Genomic DNA, 17345 nt, shown 5'->3' with positions numbered 1-17345 from the left:
CTTATGCAAATGATGGCAAGACTCCAGCAGCAATCAGAAGAGATTCAACACCACCAGACATTTGTAGACGGTGTGCGATAAAACGTTGTGGCAACAAATTATGGGAGGAGGCCTAATGGGCCTCGCCGACGATATCCTTTCCAGCCTCCTTGCCAATCACGGTCTCCAGCTTGCAGACGTCCTTGCATACTATGGTGTCCTGCTCCTGGTACTTGGTGTAGGGGTTCTCCGGAATCGTCACATCGAGCCCCATCGCAGCTGCCACGAGCTCCACGACATCCAGGACCTTTATCTGAGATTTCACGGAGTTCCTGCCGTCCATTATGTTGCGCCTGCAGAAGGGGCACGTGCTCGCTATGATGTCTGCCTTAACCTGCTCCGCATCCCTGAGCCTGTTCACAGCGCAGTCCAGCGCCAGGTCTGGAATTCCGGCCTTCACACCGCCTCCAGCGCCGCAGCACCTCTGGAACTCCCTGCTCCTCTCCATATCGATGAACTTCAGCCCTGGAATCGACTGGAGAACATCTCTCGGGGCCTCGAACGCCCAGTCCCTGCCCTGTATGTGCATCAGATGTCGACCGCTGTGGCATGGATCGTGGAATGTCACCGTGTAGTCTATGCTTCTCTTGTAATCCACCTCTCCGGACCTTATCTTTTCTCTCAGATATACTGACAGAGGCACATTCTTGTATGGTATGTACCCTTCATACCACCTTGGCCAGTCGATTGTCGCCGTTCTCATGCATCCTGCACATGCGTAGAGGACGGTCTCGACTCCCCTGTCCTTCAGAGCGTCTATGTTGTGAACAGCATGCTCCTTCATCACGTCCCTTTGTCCTGTCCTGACGAGAGCTGAGGCGCAGCACCACTCGTCCTTGCCGAGCATGCAGAAGTCCACACCGAGCGCGTTCAGAACCCTCACCGTCGCAACGCCGAGAGCCTGCTGTCTGTAGGCTGCTGTGCATCCTGCGAAGTACGCTATCTTCCCGGACTCATCGACCTTTGCGTCCTTCGGGACCCAGCAGAGCCTCTCCTCCTGCTTCGCCTGATATGGGTTCCTGTCCGTCTTGAGCAGCTTCGGGAAGAACGACTGCTTTCCGTAGGGGCCGTTGCCTCTCGCCACGAGATTCGGCCTTATGGCCTCCCAGAGCTCAACGGTGAGTATTGCGGACTCACAGACAGTGCCGCAGACGCCGCATGTCGTGCAGTAGTACGTATCCTCCGTGTACTTGTTGATCTCGTCCTCGTGGAGCGGCTTTGGGCCGAAGAGCTTCGCTCTCAATCCATATTGACTGTCGAGCATCTCCCTGAACTTGGCGATCTTGTACATCGGTGTGATCTCAGGCCTGTCCGGCCTTACAGCGTAAGTCGGACACCAGTTCATGCACTCCTTGCATCTCGTACAGGCGTTCAGCTCCATGAGCTGTGTAGACATCAGGAATCCTGATATGAGAGGCTTATTGTTGGGCTTGTTATCTGCCACTTTACTCGCCTCCTCTGTTTGCGAGGATCGTCATCGGTGCTGCTATGACGTGAAGGTACCTGCTCCACGGGAGTATGAATGCGAATAGACAGAGCGCAAGTATCGTGTGTATCAGTGCGAAGTGTGGAGCATAAACCGGATTTGCGAAGACATCTCCCACCAGGAATGCATTTCCACGCATCCACTCTGCATAGAATCCAGTTATTGTTATCAGGAAAACGCCCCCGATGAGCACCACATCGTAAGCTGTTGTGGCGTCCCTGACCTCCTTGAGGAGGATCCTGCGAAGTATCGAGATCGTTGATCCGAAGAGCAACAGATACCCAAAGATGTCGAATGGCAGCTCCATAGACTTCTTAACCATCTCAGCCTCATGGGCCATGCCAAGAATGTTAAAGTGCTCTATAATATCCATGAAAAGGCCAAGACCAGAGAGCGCGGCAAGTGTCACAAATCCATAAAAGATAGCCATATGCATGACCCATCTGACCGGGCTTCTGCGCAGAGTTCTCCTGAGGAGAAGCACATCCAGTATAAGTGTTCTTATAAATACCCATACTCCGTCCTTGAATGCCTCATGAATCCAGGTGGCAATGAACAGCCAGAAGCTGTGGGCGAGGGGCTCTTGGTATCCTGTGGAGCCAATGCCCCACTTTTTGAAGTTGAAGTACATGCCATAGAGCCAGATCGCCAGCACAACGACTGTCAAAGCTATCACGATGGAGAAGGTGAGGCCCAGTGTGTAAAACGCCATCTGATTTCCTCCTACGCCAAATCTGTTTTACGAGCAGCCGTTATCGGCGAAATAGTTACCTGTCACTAATACTTAAACATTCCTCCAAGTGGGCTGTGAGGATCTTGATGTACATTAAATAACTCCAGCGCGCTGCAATCGCCAGCTACAGGCACCATGCAGACACACTTGAAGGCGATGGTGTTGCAGTCCCCTTCCGGGATATCTCCAGCGCTGTGGTCTTTAGCTCGAATAACTGGAATATGCTGTCATGGATCTGCCTGAAGTGGGGTGAAGCCACATGACTCCCATATCGTCGCACGATGTCGATCCCAACTGTACTTGTACACAGTTCGTTGCAGACCACACGACCATAATTCAGCTTTATAGTGGAGCCGAATTGAGACGATTTGTTGAATAACTGAGAGCTCTAATGTCTAAAGCTATCGATTTTTACTGGAATTGAAATTTGTATGAATTCGGCCTCTGATATCGGATTCTCAAACATTATTCAACACAGCTAATTGAGATTAATATTACTAACATATAGATTATGGTGGCACAAAATAAAGTATTTATATTATAACAACAATAGACAATGCTAAAAGAAGATTGTGATATGCATGAGGCAGTTCTCCGTAAGGGTTCTCGATGAGAGGGACGCCGAGTTTGTGGAGACGCTGGTCTCCGTGGGCATACCAAGAAATGTGGCTGCCATGATAACTTATCTCTCCAACGTTGAGGAGGCCACGTCCAGGGAGATCGAGATCGGCTCAAACCTGAGACAGCCTGAGGTCTCAGTTGCTATGAGGGTTCTCAGAGCGAACAACTGGGTTGAGGAGAGGGAGCTCAAGAAGGACGGCAAGGGCAGGCCGATGAAGGTATACAGGCTGACTGTGAGCCTTGATGAGATCATAAAGCACTTCGAGGAGGAGAAGAAGAGAGAAGCCGCAAAAATAATGGAAAGCATACAGAGGCTGAGGGAGCTGAGCACGAAGCTCAGCCCGAAGGGATCTAGCCAGCAGACACAACCCGTATGATCTCGATCTCGCCTGGAAGCACCGCGTCGTTAAACGGAACGGGGGTCCCGTCCCGCGCGATCACCACCGTCTCCGGGTTTATGCCGAGGAGATCCAGAAGCTCGTAGTACGAGGTCCCCTCAGGCAGGACAAGCTGCCTCTCAGCCACAACATCAGCGAATATCCTCACGGATACAGATATCAAAACCTCTACTCCTCACCGCCTGCGCCCTTCAGCTCATCAAGATGTGTCTTCAGCAGCTTCTCCTCGAGTATCTCCATCTTCTTGCCACCCTTCCTCTCGGTCTCGCGCTTCTTGAACTTAGGCACAAGCACCACCAGAAAGTAGGATGTTGTCAACTGTATTAAGTTTTATCCCTATTCTGAAGGATCGACGATGTAATATGGCTGCTATAAAATAGGTCGTTATGCTTGGCGGCAGTTCTATTCCAGATACAGAAAGGATGATATCCGTGAGTTATCGTGGAGCCAGATCGCGCTGTAAATCCAGGGTCGTTGCGCTCTTCTCCCCACCATTCTACTCTCCACCATTATTTCTGCTGGCGGAGCTTCTGTGTCCGTATCTGAAATGCGCATCCCATTTGGATCTGAGGTGCCTGCGTGCTTTCGCCCCCAGCTTGACTCAAAAGCCAGCCTGATATTTCACTCTCTCCCGGAAGCATATCACTGATGCTGCACAGTTACACAAACCCAGATACACCATCCGAAACGAGCCGGCACAGGTGGTCAGCCCAACTTCATGCTTACCGCGAAAAGCATGACGTGGAGGGTTAACCTCCTGTTGTCGGGGCGTTTCTGGACGGAACTGACACTGCATCAAAGCTTTCATCCCTTTGACACGCCTCTGCTTGTCGCATGCGGGGTTTTCATGGGAACACAGAGATTCATAGCACACCTAGAATCACATGCATTATCGCGTATGCTGTCCCGGCCAGCGCGATCAGCCCCACCAGGATCCTGACGGCGAGCGAATCCCTCAAATTGCCTCTTTTAGTCCCGATGGCAGACTCCGAACGGCCGGTATCGATGCTCGCATCCGCGCTCTCCCTCTGAAGCTCATCGTAAGATGCGCCCTCATGCTCGTAATCCGCGAAGCTCTCGATGACGTATGGACTCTCCAGCGTGATCTCAGGACGGATTGTCTCAGGATGAGCGGGCAGTGATGGTGCCACGGTTGACACGAGCATGGTCTGCGCGGGCACGATGGATTTGCTAACAACAGCCCTCTCCTCAGCGCTCTCTCGCTGCACATCGGCTTTAGAGCTCCTGTTTTCTGCAAAGTCCATCTCGACCACAGGCACCTCCTTTATCTCTGCGATGCTCTCTGCTTTTCTTCTTATCCGCTCGGTCCTGCCCGCCGGACCCATCTCTGAGAGGTTCATGGACTCATCCCATGCGTATATCCATCCTGTCCTGTCGATCTCCGAGAGCAGGCTCTGCGCTGCTGCCCAGCCGATGCTCATCAGGGCCTTTCTGTGGGCTCCGTAGTTCAGTATGTCAGACGGGCTTATTCCCTGGACAAGCTCAGATCTTCCAGCAATTTCGAGCGTCTCTGCGATCTTCTCGAAGCCATCCACCTGTGATGCCCTGAGATGCTCAGCTGCCCTCCTCAGGTTCGCCGAAGAGTCTCTTCTCTGCCTCTCATCATCCAGCGCCCCGTTGATGGCGACAAGCGCTTCGTACATCTCTTTATACGATCCTGGGCTCATGGCCAGCTCTCGAATGCCACCCATCAGGTACTCGGTGGCTACAGAGACCATGCTGAGTATCCTCCAGGGCTCAGTTGCGTAGAGGTCTATGCTCCAGAGCTCCTTCATCCCCTGCAGACACCTGACAAGGGATGCGACCCTCTCCCTGTCCTTAGATGCGGTGCTGGCTATCGTGCTCTCGAGCGCTGATATCGCTCTCTCGCAGAGGGCGACAGCCTCGTCATCGCGCGGGTCTGCGCGGAGCTTCACAAGATATGAGAGAGATCTGGCCTGGCCTGCAGCAGCCTTCAGCTCGGATAGGAGGATCTTGGGATGGAGCGCAAGCTCGCTGAAGCAGTCGGACGCTCTCGAGTAAAGCTGCGACGACTGCTTCACATTTTCTTCATCAGCGTACCTGCGCGCGAGCAGGCTGTATGTTGCTGCTAGCGCTGCAACCGTGTTAGGGTAAACGGGAAGCATCTCCTTTCTCACTGACTTCAGGGCGCGCTCAAGAGCATCCCTTGCGGAATCTGTATCCCCCTTCTCGAGGTAGAAGCGGCCGAGGTTAGAGAGAACTATGCCCGCGTTCTGGCTCTGGCCGAGATCCTCGAAGATGGAGAGACTCCTCTCGAAGCATCTCTTTGAGTCATCCCATCTCCCCATCTCTGCATAGACCCTCCCCAGACGGCTCAGAAGCCAGGCAGCGCTCCTGCGATCGCCAAGGTTCTCGAACATCCTCAGGCTCTTCTCGTAATAGAGCACAGCGAGCTCCCTCTCGCCCATCTCAGCGTATACCCTTCCCAGAGAGCCGGTCATCTGGGCGACGCCGAAGCTGTCGTTGAGCTTCTCGAACCCCTTCAGACCCTTGAAGTAGCACTCCACCGCTCGATCCCACTGGTAAGCACGCCTGTATGCAGATGCGAGGTTCCCCATGACATGGGCAGCGCTGCTCGGATCACCTGCGTACTCGAACCCCTCCAGCGCCTTTTTATAGTATACAATCGCCTTGCTCAGGTCGCCCTTCAGCGCATGGACCTGGCCCATGTTGTTCATCAGCACAGAGCGCACATGCGGCTCCTGAGCCTGGGAGAGAGCCTTCGAGTAGCATTTCATCGCGATCTCCGGCATACCCGCCCGCCGGCAAATGTCGCCCAGCCTCTTCAGCTCGTAGATGTTGCTCAGGCACTCGGATAGCTCGCGACATGTCTCCTCGTCGATATCACCATCGAGACAGCTCCGCAGGAGCTTAACCACAAGGCTGGCGCATCTGCCCTCGACCGCCCTGGGCTCGATATCGTGGAGGGCGCCGGTGCCCCTGGAGAATGACTCGAATATCTCATGAAGCACTACTAATTGGTCCATCAGTATATCGAATGAGTTATATCTTTAAATAGTTTTTGAATGAAGGAGATTGTTGACATTATATTTCAACACTGATTTTAATTAATTCGATATCATAAAAAGAATACATAGAATATATTATTTTTATATTATTGTAATATCTATTTTCCATAAACAAAATAAAATTAAGTGTTCTGCTGCAGGCTCTTCGAGGGACGGGAATATATTAAGCATGCTGCCAACTACCCCCTCATGAGCCTCAGATCTTTCCTGGAGGATCTCCGCACGGATGGCGTTCTGGAGGAGGTCCACGAGCATGTATCCACAGAGTATGAGCTGGCCATGCGCGCAGCCGGAAGGGGCCCGATGCTCTTCCACAATGCAGATGGCCACAAGTGCTGCATAAATTTGCTTGGGAGCAGGGAGCTTCTCGCCCGCGCCCTGAGGATGGATGCCAGGAACCTGGCGCGCGATCTCTCAGCTGTTGAATATGAGGGTCATGTCAGAGAGGTCGACTCATCGCACTTCCAGGAGAACGTCCTGGAGCCGGATCTTTCGCGGCTGCCGGTGCTGAGGCATTTCAAAGGAGATGGCGGGCGGTACATAACATCAGGCGTGGTTTTGGCCAGGCTGGATGAGAGGATCAACGCATGCGTTCACAGACTGATGGTTCTCGACAGGACCAGGCTGGCCGCTAGGCTCGTCCCGGGAAGACACACACACCAGATGTACTCCAGAGCCATCGAGACAGGCAGGAGGCTGCCGGTAGCGATTGCCATCGGCGTTGATCCCGTCGTTCTCATAGCAGCATCAACAAGAGTGCCTGAGGGCAAGGAGTTCGAGTATGCATCCGCTCTCCGCGGGGATGTTGTTGAGGTCGTGACCCTTGACAACGGCGTTCCGGTTCCCCATGCAGAGATCGTTCTGGAGGGGTACCTGACAGAGAAGAGGGCCCAGGAGGGGCCGTTTGTGGACATAACTGGCACGATGGATCTTGTGAGAGAGGAGCCTGTCATAGAGATCACTAGGATCATGATGAGGGATGACGCGATCTATCATGCGCTTCTTCCTGCAGGTGGGGAGCACAGGATGCTGATGGGTGTGCCGTATGAGCCGCTGATATACAGAGAGGCATCAAAGGTCGTGAGGGTCAAGAACGTGCTTCTCACAGAGGGCGGATGCACTTACTTCCATGCGGTTGTTCAGATAGAGAAGATGGGCGAGGGAGATGGATTGAAAGCCATAAAGGCCGCGATGGCAGCTCACGGGAGCCTGAAGCATGTGCTTGTTGTCGACACAGATATCGATATCCACGATCCGAGAGAGCTGGAGTACGCGATCGCGACAAGGGTTCGCGGCGATCAGGACATTTACATGTATCCGAATGTGAGAGGAAGCACGCTGGATCCGAGATCTGTGGATGGGATAACGACAAAGGTCGGGGTCGATGCGACCGCGAAGCTGGACAGGCTCTGGAAGTTCAGGCGCGTGGCCCGACCATGGTGAGATATTTGACAATCAAGCCCTGAAACCGGACGGCGATGATCGCCAGATATGAGATCACCTGAGCTCAGCCTCGTGGCCATCGGGAATCGAGAACGGCATTCCATGGCCTGGAACCACGATCCTGGCGATGCCGGCGATCCTGTGCATGCTCCTGAGGGCGAGAGCCCTGTCCGCATGTATTCTAGGCGGAAGATCCTTGATGTAGTTGTCAGCGGTCGGCAGAGCATCGCCAGCGATCACGACACTGCCGGGCATGCACAGAACAGATATGCTGTCCAGCGTGTGCCCAGGCGTCTCAATGACACTCACTCCCCGCGCCAGAATGCATCCCTCGCGGAGACCTGTATGGTAGGAGAGGAGATCTGCGTTTCGGAACATATCGTTGCCGCCTGTGTGATCCTCATGGAGATGTGTGTTAACCACGATCTCTATGTCATCTGGCGATGCTCCATATCTTTTCAGACCATCAAAAACCAGCTCTCTCTCATCAGCGGATCCTGTATCCACCACCACAGTCCTGTCTGAGATTATCAGCGTCACGGATGAGCTTGCGTAAAGTATGTTTCCAGCCTCATCCCTCTCGAGAGCACCTGGCTTTACGAGCAAGATTCTCATGGGAACGACACCATTCTGTTCGAAGAATTACGGCGATGGAGACGCTCTCTCGAGAATCCTCAGATCCGCCACATCTCCTGCGCTTGCAATCACAGCCTTGTTATATCAGAGGGCCTGCCCACCTCTATCTCGCTTCTGCCCATGTACTCGGAGACGCGTCCCCTGACCTGCACGCGATCGCCCGGGGACAGACCCCCTCGGACCTTCCCTGCGACCCTCGCGGGGATGAATATCTGCAGCGGGGTTGTGTCCAGCGTGATTATGAGATGACCGCCGGTGCGGGTTTCTCTGATGCTGACGATCCTTCCGCTCAGAGAGATATCGTCATCAGATCCAGATATGCCAAAGGCCCAGTAAGCGACGGCCAGAGAGGAGAGGGCCATCAGAAGCAGGACTACCGCTATCTTCTCCTCCCTCTGAAGCCAGATGCAACTGCCCCCGCAGCTGTTACTTCTTGTTCTCCTTTGGACCGAACCGCTCTACCCATGCAGCATTGAGCGCCTCGAGACAGCTCTCGCAAACGCCCTTGTATGCGCCCTCGGGATTCGCAAGCGTGTGCACCTTGACCTTTATCGGTATCAGAGTCGGCTTTGCCACCGTACAGAGATCACAGTCTGCCATAGAGAACTCCTCCTGCTAGACCTGCTGGTGCTAATACAAATTTAAGCTTTCCGCGGGAGAAGTTCAAGCTTTACAGTAGCGTTCTTCTCCAACATTGGAATCAGAGATCTGATTATTCTTATATCGCCATATTCCGATAATCTTATATACAGCACTCGCAAAGCCCAGTCCATGCTCTCTGTTCCAAGGCTGGATATGCAGGTCCGCATATTCGGTGCGCTCGCCGATCCGATAAGGATAAAAATAATCATGCTCCTCTCGGGTGGAGATCGGTGCGTGTGCGAGATTCTCCCTGCATTTGAGAGATCCCAGTCCACAATATCGAAACATCTGAGCATACTGTACAATGCGGGGCTTCTTGATCGCAGGATCGAGGGAAACAGGACGATTTACAGCATAAAGAACAGAAAGGTAGTGGAGCTTCTCGAGACCGCGGATTCGATAGCTCTTGAGCATCTTTCCAGTCTCGTGGAGACAGGTGGTGATTGATTGCAGGATATCATTTACGCAGCTATGAGCGCGGGCATTGAGAGCCTCCTCGAGTACCTCTCTGCGCATGTGCTGACATGCCTGATCCCGGCGTTCTTCATAGCCGGAGCGATATCCGCGCTCCTGAAGAAGGACATAATACTGAAGTACTTCGGCGCAGATGCACCCAAATGGCTCTGCTATCCGGTTGCAGCGGTCTCCGGCACTCTGCTTGCAGTGTGCAGCTGTACCATACTCCCGATGTTCGCGGGAATCGAGAGGAAGGGCGCTGGCATAGGCCCTGCCACTGCGTTCCTCTTCTCCGGCCCGGCCATCAACCTGATGGCGATAGTGCTGACCGCCAGGGTTCTGGGCCTGGATATCGGGATTGCAAGAGCCATCGCGGCTGTGATGATGGCGGTGCTCATCGGACTGATAATGTCATTTGTATTTCCAGAGGGGAAGAGCAGATGCGCCAAGGGAAACCCCAGCTCAAAAGACGGCTCGGTGAGCAGAACCACGCTTCTCTTCATAGGAGTGCTCATCGCCATACTTCTGGTCGCGACATCCAGCGCAATAAGTTTAGAGCCGAAGATCGCGATCCTCTCAGCGCTGATACTTGTGGCTGCATACACCATGTGGAGGTACTACACGCCTGTTGAGATACACGCATTCCTCGGCGAGACATGGTGGCTTGCGAAGAGAATCTTCCCATTGCTCCTCGCCGGTACTTTCGTGGTGGGTGTGATCGGGTACTTCCTGCCCATGGATCTGATAAGGAGGATAATGGGTTCGAACAGCTTTATATCGTGCCTCACCGCCTCCATCATAGGCGCTGTGCTCTACATGCCGACGCTTCTCGAGGTCCCCATAGTCGGAACGCTATTCGGTTACAGCGCCGGCGTCACTGCCCCGGGGCCGGCGCTGGCGCTACTTCTCGCTGGCCCATCGCTGAGCCTCCCGAATATGATAGTGATCGCAAGGGTCATAGGCCCGAGAAAGGCCGGAGTGTACATCACACTGGTCGTGCTTATCTCGACGCTCATCGGCATGATCTATGGAGCTCTTGTCTCCTGAAGGTCACAAGATGACAATCTGCAGCGAATAAGAAGGTAACAGAAGATGCCCCCCAGCTCTGGAACAGCATGCGACACCGTTCGCAATCTGCTGAGGACGATAATTGCAGCTCTCGCTATCCTCCTCTGCGTGCATCCAGCAGCATGCGAGGACGTTTTGATCGTGACAGCCCCTGGCTGTGTCAAATGCGCCGCTGCACACAGGGTGCTGGAGGATGTGCTCTCCGGTTACAACGGTGTGGAGATCAAGGAGTTCACATACACCAGCGAGGATGGACGCAGGATCATAAAGGAGTTCAGGGTCAAGGATGTCCCGTCGATAATAATCGACGGCTCTGTTATAGGCTACAGGGATTACGACGGCAATGAGACCAAGCTAAGGGGGCTCATAGTATCTGCTCTCGAAGGCGGGGCCGATACAAATGTTTCGTCTGAGACGCCATACCCGCCGGAGATACTCGGGAGCATCACGCTGTCCACAGCGCTGACGGTCCTGGTAGCAGGTCTTCTTGCGGGTTTCAACCCCTGCCTGCTCGCAATACTTGCGTTCCTTGCAACAACAGTTCTATCAAGCGCGGGGCGCAGAAGGGATCTGCTTTTAATGATCTTCTTCTTCTCTCTCGGCATACTCTTTGTGTACTTAGTATTCGGAATGGGCCTCTTCAGGATGATGCAGGACAGCGATACTGCCTCGATGCTCAGGCTGGTACTGAGCGCGCTTCTGATCCTGCTCGGGATTATGCAGCTCGAGGACGCCAGGCGTCTTGGCTCCGGTGGGCGCTCTCTCTTCAGGACTGACTGGATACTTGGGTACTTCCAGGCAGCGGCAGGCGCTCAGAGCCTCGCAGCATACTTTCTCCTGGGGATGCTGTTCTCCATGGTCAAGGCTCCTTGTGTCGGAGCGGTTTACGTGGCGATCATCAGCATACTCTACACAAAGGGCTACGCATCATCAGCTCTCGTGTACCTCTTTCTGTACAACCTCGGTGTGGTTCTTCCAGTGATGCTGCTGGGCGGAGCCATCGCACTCGGCATGCAGCCGGAGAGCGTCGAGCGTTTCAGGCATGAGCATCGCGTCGCGATACGGATCATCACAGGGGTGATGCTGATCGCCCTCGCGCCGCTTATTTACTTAGAGATTATATGAGACCACCAGCCATGAGCATGGGAATCCATACTCCGGTAGCGTATGGCAGGACATTCTAACGTGCTCTCAGCCCGCGGCCCATGGATTTAATATGCAAGCGGGCATCAACAGTTGATATTAATGCCGAGAATTCCCACCATATTTCAATCACCCAGATGCACACCCGCCAGAAGCGGGAGATGGTTGGGCGCATGCTGGAGCGATTTAAGATTCAAATTATTGTGGAGGTATATGAAATGGGAAAGGTGCATGTCGATGGACGCGATGCTGGTGGTGTGACCCTGTATGCGCTGAGCACGTGCATGTGGTGCAAGAAGACGAGGGACCTTCTTTCGAAGCTCGGCGTCAGCTATGATTACGTTTACGTGGATCTGACGAGCGGCGCTGAGAGGGCAGGGCTGATCGATGAGCTGAGGAAATTCAATCCGAATCTCACGTTTCCGACACTCGTTGCAAATGGGAAGGTGATCGTCGGATACAGAGAGAAGGAGATAAAGAGCGCCCTAGGGGTGGCATAAGTGGTGAGCGATGAGGATGTGGAGCAACTGTACCAGAAGCTCAAAGAAGATGCCGAATCCGCAGGATACCATCTCAACCCTGACAGATCATTCGTCATGGGGATCGTCCGCGGCCTTCTGACGAATATGGAGCGTTTCGGATACATGGCATGCCCCTGCAGGCTTCCCTCCGGCGTCAGGGAGGAGGATCTGGACATAATCTGCCCCTGCGACTACAGGGATCAGGATCTCACGGAGTACGGGGCTTGCTACTGCGCTCTTTACGTCTCCGAGCGTGTAGCGAGGGGAGAGGATGAGCTGAGGCCTGTGCCTGAGAGGCGCGGATCTAGGCAGGGGACCGCCCAGCAGAGGCAGGTCGGCGAGCCAAAGATCGCAGGGCTCTCCAAGCCCGTGTGGAGGTGCAGGGTCTGCGGGTATCTCTGCGCCAGGGATGAGCCTCCCGAGGTATGCCCGATATGCAAGGCCTCGCGGGAGAGGTTCGAGAGGTTCATGTGATTGTGCTGCGCAGCTCCGCATCGCCGGTGGGCGCAGATTCAGTTTCCGGAGTGAAGCATCATGATATCGTATCACATGATGGACTGGGGGCCCATGTGGTGGGGCACATGGGGTGTATTTCCCCTGATATGGATGCTTGGATACTGGCTGGTGTTTCTGGTCATAGCATATCTGGTCTACAGGGATGCCGAATCGAGGGGCATGAACGGCCTGCTCTGGGCGATTCTCGTCGTTCTCCCTTGGATCGGAATACTCTTTCTCATCATCTACCTGCTGAAGAGGGATGAGACGGGCGGTTCGATCAGGAACGCGGAGTCGATCCTTGATGAGAGGTACGCGAGGGGCGAGCTGACGAGAGACGAGTACCTCAGGATGAAAGAGGATCTCAGAAGAGGAAGAGAATGAGGAAAAGGGCGGAGATCAGGATCTCCGGAATGACCTGCGCCACGTGCGCATCGACGATAGAGAGCGCTCTGAGAGAGAAGGGGGTCGAGAGCGCCAGCGTGAATCTGGGTAGCGAGACCGCTCTTGTGGAGTACGATCCAGCCAGGCTGAAGCTCTCGGAGCTGGAGAGTGCGATCAGGGATGCAGGATATGATGTGATCAACGAAAGAGCGACCGTGAAGGTGGGAGGGATGGTCTGTGCCACATGCGAATCAACGGTTGCAGATGCGATTCGCGAGATAGATGGCGTCTCCGATGTCACTGTGAACCTCGGCACGGAGAAGGCATACGTCACCTACAATCCCAGAGTCGTCAGCCTGGAGGATATACGGAGAGCAATAGAGGGCGCAGGATATCAGTACCTGGGCGTGGTTGGCGAGGAGTCCGAGAGCCTCGAGGCTGAGATCAGAGCCAGGGATCTCAGGGAGCGGATGCGGAAGATAATCGTGGGATTCGGGGCGAGCGCTCTCCTCATGGCGCTCATGTACCTTGCGCCGATGACGCACACCATGAGCATAGTGATGATGTGTGTGGCAACCCCTGCCTTTGTGTACGTGGGCAGCGGCATCTTCAGAGCTGCTCACAGGGCGCTCAGGAACAGAAATCTGAACATGGACGTGATGTACTCGATGGGCACCGGCGTGGCGTTTGTTTCCAGCGTCCTGAGCACGTTCGGCGTGCTCTCGCATGATTTCATCTTCTATGAGACCGCGGTGATGCTGGCATCCTTCCTCAACCTGGGCAGGTACCTGGAGACGCGGGCGAAGTGGAGGACCTCAGACGCTATAAAGAAGCTTGTCGCACTCCAGCCCAGGACTGCGACACTTATCGTTGACGGCAGCGAGAAGGAGATACCGGCGGAGATGATAAAGCCAGGGGATATCATCCTGATAAGGCCCGGTGATAGGGTACCGGCAGATGGAGAGATAATCGATGGCGAGGGCTATGTCGACGAGTCGATGATATCCGGAGAGCCTCTTCCGGTTTTGAAAAAACCGGGATCGCAGGTGATCGGAGGCACGCTGAACAAAAACGCTGCTCTGAAGATGCGCGCCATGCGCGTCGGAAGGGAGACATTCCTGGCACAGATAATCGACCTCGTCGATAAAGCGCAGGGATCGAGGCCGGAGATTCAGAGGCTTGCAGATAGAGTCGTGAGCGTATTCATTCCCATCGTGCTTTCAATCGCAATGCTCTCATTTCTGGCATGGTACTTCTTAGGGAGATCGTATCTGCCTGAGGACAGGATCCTGATGTTCTCGCTCTCCTCCATGATCTCCGTCCTTGTTGTTGCATGCCCGTGCGCGCTCGGCCTTGCCACACCAACCGCGGTGACCGTTGGTATAGGAAGAGGAGCGGAGCTCGGAATACTCATCAAGAGCGGTGAGGCGCTTGAGGTCTCAGACAAACTCACAACAGTGGTATTCGATAAAACTGGAACGCTCACGGTGGGGAGGCCTGAGGTCACTGAGATCATGGGCGATGAGCAGATGCTCAGGCTGGCGGCAAGCGTCGAGAGCAGATCCGAGCATCCCCTCGGCGAGGCGATCGTGCGGAGGGCGATCTCGGAGGGGGTCGATATACCTGAGGTGAGGGATTTCTACGCATTCCCCGGCATGGGTGTTTTTGGCCGTGTGGATGGCCTTGAGGTGGCTGTGGGGAACAGATCGTTCATCTCGGAGCGGGGAACCAGAATACCTGATGATATGCTGGGGAGAGCTCGCGCTCTCGAGGAGCTGGGTCAGACAGTGCTATTCGTCTCCGTCGCCGGCGCTGCAGCAGGAGCTGTCGCGATATCAGATGCCATCAAGGATTCAGCGAAAGCCGCTGTGGAGAAGCTTAGAGGTATGGGGCTTGATGTCGTTATGATCACAGGGGACAACATCAGATCCGCGAGGTCTGTGGCAGAGCAGATCGGGATCGAGGAGGTTCATGCGGAGGTGCTGCCACAGGAGAAGGCATCTGAGGTCAGAAAGCTCCAGGAGGCAGGCAAAACGGTCGCATTCGTCGGAGATGGCATAAACGACGCGCCAGCCCTCGCACAGGCCGACCTGGGGATAGCGATCGGCTCAGGAACAGATGTAGCCATAGAGGCAGGAGAGATCGTTCTGATAAGAGACGATCTCATGGATGTTGTGAGAGGAATACAGCTTAGCAGAAAGGTTATGTCCAGGATAAAGCAGAACATATTCTGGGCGTTTGCTTACAACTCAGCTCTGATACCAGTTGCTGCAGGGGTTCTTTATCCGGGTTTTGGTATTGTATTCAGGCCGGAGCTTGCAGGTCTCGCGATGGCCCTCTCGTCCGTAACGGTTGTGTCGCTCTCGCTGATGCTCAAAAGGTATATACCAGATGCGCAAAACTAATTCAGAGGGTTCGAGATGGCGATAGATCCTGTCTGCAAGATGGAGGTCGACGAGCGGACTGCGAAGTTTGTGAGCGAGTACAGAGGCCGGAAGTACTACTTCTGCGCTCCGGGCTGCAAAAGGGCGTTCGATAAGGATCCGGAGAAATATCTAAGCTGAGAGAAATACCGAGTTCTGGAGTGCGCATCATCTCAGCGGTGAGAATCTGAATCGCGCAGGCCATCGCCGGCTCTTATTGATAGCAGGAATGGGTCAGCGTGCAGCGGCATGCGTCTGAACCCAATGATGCGGGCATACAGCCTGCGCCTCGCAGCGCGTCTCTCCAGGAGGGTGTTTTATGGATAATTACGATGTAATTGTGATCGGATCCGGAGCCGGACTCATAGTCGCACAGAGGGCGGTTTTTGAGGGTCTCAAGGTGGCTCTCATCGAGCACGGCCCTCTTGGTGGGACGTGCCTCAACACCGGATGCATCCCCTCTAAGATGCTGATATATCCCGCGGATATCGTGAGGGCTGTGGAGGACGGCAGCAGGCTCGGGATAAAGGCCCACGTCGACTCGATAGATTTCGGATTCATCATGAAAAGAATGAGGGATCTGATAGAGACCGAGCGGGGGGAGATGGAGAAGGCGATTGAGGAAGAGGAGCAGCTCCGCTGGTATCGCAGCACAGGTGTTTTTGTCGATGATCATGTCATCAGGGTTGGTGATGATGAGATAACAGCTCCATGGATCGTCATCGCAGCAGGTGCAAGATCGCTTGTTCCTCCTGTTGCAGGCCTGAGCGAGGCCGGGTATCTGGATAACGTCTCTGTCTTCTCATTAGAGAAACCCCCTGAAAGCCTGATCATCCTGGGAGGGGGGTACATCGCATGCGAGTTCGGGCACTTCTTCTCCGCGATGGGCTCTGATGTCGCAATAGTTGGGCGCAACCCACGGCTTCTCAAATCTGAGGATCACGAGATATCTGATATGGCGCTGAGGGCTTTATCGAGACACATGCGGATCCACACGAACATGGAGGCGATACGTGTGGATCTGGAGGACGGAAAGAAGGTCGTGACAGCGATCGACAGATCCAGGGGAGAGACCGTGAGCTTCGAGGGCGATGAGATACTTCTCGCAGCCGGAAGGCGTCCGAACACCGATATGCTCCAGCCGGAAAAGAGTGGGGTGGAGATAGACAGAGCCGGCTGGGTCAGGGTGAATGAGCATCTGGAGACCACAGCTCCCGGGATATGGGCCCTCGGAGACATCACTGGAAAGCACATGTTCAGGCATACCGCGAACTACGAGGCATCGATCGTGGCACACAACCTCATCAGCGCTGCCAAAGGTGGAAATAAGAAGGCGACGGTGGATTACCATGCGGTGCCTCATGCAGTCTTCACATATCCACAGATAGCTGGCGTCGGAATGACCGAGGAGCAGGCGAGGGCTGCTGGGTATGATATACTCGTCGGGCGTGCGCACTACAGACAGACGGCCATGGGGTATGCGAGGGATGAAGAGGGGATGGCGAAGGCGATAGTCGATGCGAGGAGCGGCAGGATCCTTGGATTCCACGTCATAGGATCCTCTGCACCGGAGCTCGTGCAGCAGGTCACGTATCTGATGAACGCCGAGAATCAGGACGTAACGCCGATGGCAAGGTCACAGGTTATCCACCCGGCGATAAGCGAGGTTGTGGCGAGAGCCTTCGGGAACCTGCATGACAGCTAAAGGATATCTGCAGCCCCTGAATGCTATGGGCTTCCCGCCCATCAGGCGGGTGTCTCCAGACGCTCTAAAATGGCGACTTCA

At 54.5% G+C, this 17345-nt stretch carries 19 protein-coding genes; 11 read left to right on the top strand and 8 right to left on the bottom strand.

Going from position 1 to position 17345, the window contains the following annotated elements; genetic code table 11:
- Positions 1-112: 112 nt before the first annotated feature.
- Positions 113-1483, bottom strand: a complete 1371-nt coding sequence (locus NQU42_RS01610) for a heterodisulfide reductase-related iron-sulfur binding cluster (protein WP_296608496.1) — start codon at positions 1481-1483, stop codon at positions 113-115.
- A gap of 1 nt (position 1484) precedes the next feature.
- Positions 1485-2237 carry a heterodisulfide reductase gene (locus NQU42_RS01605; RefSeq protein WP_296608494.1) on the bottom strand — a complete coding sequence of 251 codons (753 nt, stop codon included), beginning with the start codon at positions 2235-2237 and terminating at the stop codon, positions 1485-1487.
- Between the two features lie 602 nt (positions 2238-2839).
- On the opposite strand from NQU42_RS01605, the gene NQU42_RS01600 reads away from it, so the two are divergent.
- On the top strand, positions 2840-3256 hold the full coding sequence (locus NQU42_RS01600) for an ArsR family transcriptional regulator (RefSeq protein ID WP_296608492.1): 417 nt from the start codon (positions 2840-2842) through the stop codon (positions 3254-3256).
- Here NQU42_RS01600 and NQU42_RS01595 read toward each other — a convergent pair.
- The 3 genes from NQU42_RS01595 to NQU42_RS01585 form a co-directional block, all read right to left on the bottom strand.
- Entirely contained in the window at positions 3231-3440 is a 210-nt protein-coding gene (locus NQU42_RS01595; RefSeq protein ID WP_296608491.1) for a MoaD/ThiS family protein, read from the bottom strand. The genes NQU42_RS01600 and NQU42_RS01595 overlap by 26 nt on opposite strands.
- Positions 3441-3445: 5 nt before the next feature.
- The gene (locus tag NQU42_RS01590) at positions 3446-3574 is read right to left on the bottom strand and encodes a hypothetical protein (protein WP_296608490.1); all 129 of its coding nucleotides are present in this window, start codon (positions 3572-3574) and stop codon (positions 3446-3448) included.
- A gap of 566 nt (positions 3575-4140) precedes the next feature.
- Entirely contained in the window at positions 4141-6306 is a 2166-nt protein-coding gene (locus NQU42_RS01585; RefSeq protein WP_296608488.1) for a tetratricopeptide repeat protein, read from the bottom strand.
- Between the two features lie 231 nt (positions 6307-6537).
- Between NQU42_RS01585 and NQU42_RS01580 the strand changes: the two genes are divergently transcribed.
- On the top strand, positions 6538-7791 hold the full coding sequence (locus tag NQU42_RS01580) for a UbiD family decarboxylase (RefSeq protein ID WP_296608486.1): 1254 nt from the start codon (positions 6538-6540) through the stop codon (positions 7789-7791).
- Positions 7792-7845: 54 nt separating this feature from the next.
- Here the strand turns inward: NQU42_RS01580 and NQU42_RS01575 are convergent, their stop codons facing one another.
- The 3 genes from NQU42_RS01575 to fpoO form a co-directional block, all read right to left on the bottom strand.
- Positions 7846-8406, bottom strand: coding sequence for an MBL fold metallo-hydrolase (locus NQU42_RS01575; RefSeq protein WP_296608485.1), 561 nt, complete (start codon positions 8404-8406; stop codon positions 7846-7848).
- 89 nt (positions 8407-8495) lie between these two features.
- A complete protein-coding gene (locus NQU42_RS01570; RefSeq protein WP_296608484.1) occupies positions 8496-8789 on the bottom strand; it encodes an OB-fold nucleic acid binding domain-containing protein in 294 nt (97 codons plus the stop codon).
- A 64-nt stretch (positions 8790-8853) separates the two neighbouring features.
- A complete protein-coding gene (fpoO, locus tag NQU42_RS01565) occupies positions 8854-9027 on the bottom strand; it encodes a F420H2 dehydrogenase subunit FpoO (protein ID WP_296608482.1) in 174 nt (57 codons plus the stop codon).
- A 171-nt stretch (positions 9028-9198) separates the two neighbouring features.
- On the opposite strand from fpoO, the gene NQU42_RS01560 reads away from it, so the two are divergent.
- The 9 genes from NQU42_RS01560 to NQU42_RS01520 all read left to right on the top strand — a co-directional run bounded on the left by NQU42_RS01560 (position 9199) and on the right by NQU42_RS01520 (position 17264).
- The gene (locus NQU42_RS01560) at positions 9199-9516 is read left to right on the top strand and encodes a metalloregulator ArsR/SmtB family transcription factor (RefSeq protein ID WP_296608481.1); all 318 of its coding nucleotides are present in this window, start codon (positions 9199-9201) and stop codon (positions 9514-9516) included.
- The gene (locus NQU42_RS01555) at positions 9517-10572 is read left to right on the top strand and encodes a permease (RefSeq protein ID WP_296608479.1); all 1056 of its coding nucleotides are present in this window, start codon (positions 9517-9519) and stop codon (positions 10570-10572) included.
- Between the two features lie 45 nt (positions 10573-10617).
- On the top strand, positions 10618-11718 hold the full coding sequence (locus NQU42_RS01550; protein ID WP_296608478.1) for a cytochrome c biogenesis protein CcdA: 1101 nt from the start codon (positions 10618-10620) through the stop codon (positions 11716-11718).
- A gap of 236 nt (positions 11719-11954) precedes the next feature.
- Complete coding sequence (locus NQU42_RS01545; RefSeq protein ID WP_296608476.1) at positions 11955-12236, top strand: glutaredoxin family protein; 282 nt, start codon at positions 11955-11957, stop codon at positions 12234-12236.
- A 3-nt stretch (positions 12237-12239) separates the two neighbouring features.
- Positions 12240-12731, top strand: a complete 492-nt coding sequence (locus NQU42_RS01540) for a ferredoxin-thioredoxin reductase catalytic domain-containing protein (protein ID WP_296608475.1) — start codon at positions 12240-12242, stop codon at positions 12729-12731.
- Positions 12732-12791: 60 nt separating this feature from the next.
- Complete coding sequence (locus tag NQU42_RS01535; protein ID WP_296608473.1) at positions 12792-13136, top strand: SHOCT domain-containing protein; 345 nt, start codon at positions 12792-12794, stop codon at positions 13134-13136.
- Complete coding sequence (locus NQU42_RS01530; protein WP_296608471.1) at positions 13133-15541, top strand: heavy metal translocating P-type ATPase; 2409 nt, start codon at positions 13133-13135, stop codon at positions 15539-15541. The genes NQU42_RS01535 and NQU42_RS01530 overlap by 4 nt, the downstream gene beginning before the upstream one ends.
- Positions 15542-15556: 15 nt before the next feature.
- On the top strand, positions 15557-15700 hold the full coding sequence (locus tag NQU42_RS01525) for a YHS domain-containing protein (RefSeq protein ID WP_296608470.1): 144 nt from the start codon (positions 15557-15559) through the stop codon (positions 15698-15700).
- Between the two features lie 178 nt (positions 15701-15878).
- Positions 15879-17264 carry a dihydrolipoyl dehydrogenase gene (locus NQU42_RS01520; protein WP_296608468.1) on the top strand — a complete coding sequence of 462 codons (1386 nt, stop codon included), beginning with the start codon at positions 15879-15881 and terminating at the stop codon, positions 17262-17264.
- Positions 17265-17345: the final 81 nt, after the last annotated feature.

Origin of the sequence: Methanothrix sp. (assembly GCF_024518575.1) — an archaeon.
GTDB lineage: Archaea > Halobacteriota > Methanosarcinia > Methanotrichales > Methanotrichaceae > Methanothrix_B.
Note: the sequence above shows the minus strand (reverse complement) of the source record. Positions and strands in the feature narration are given on the sequence as shown.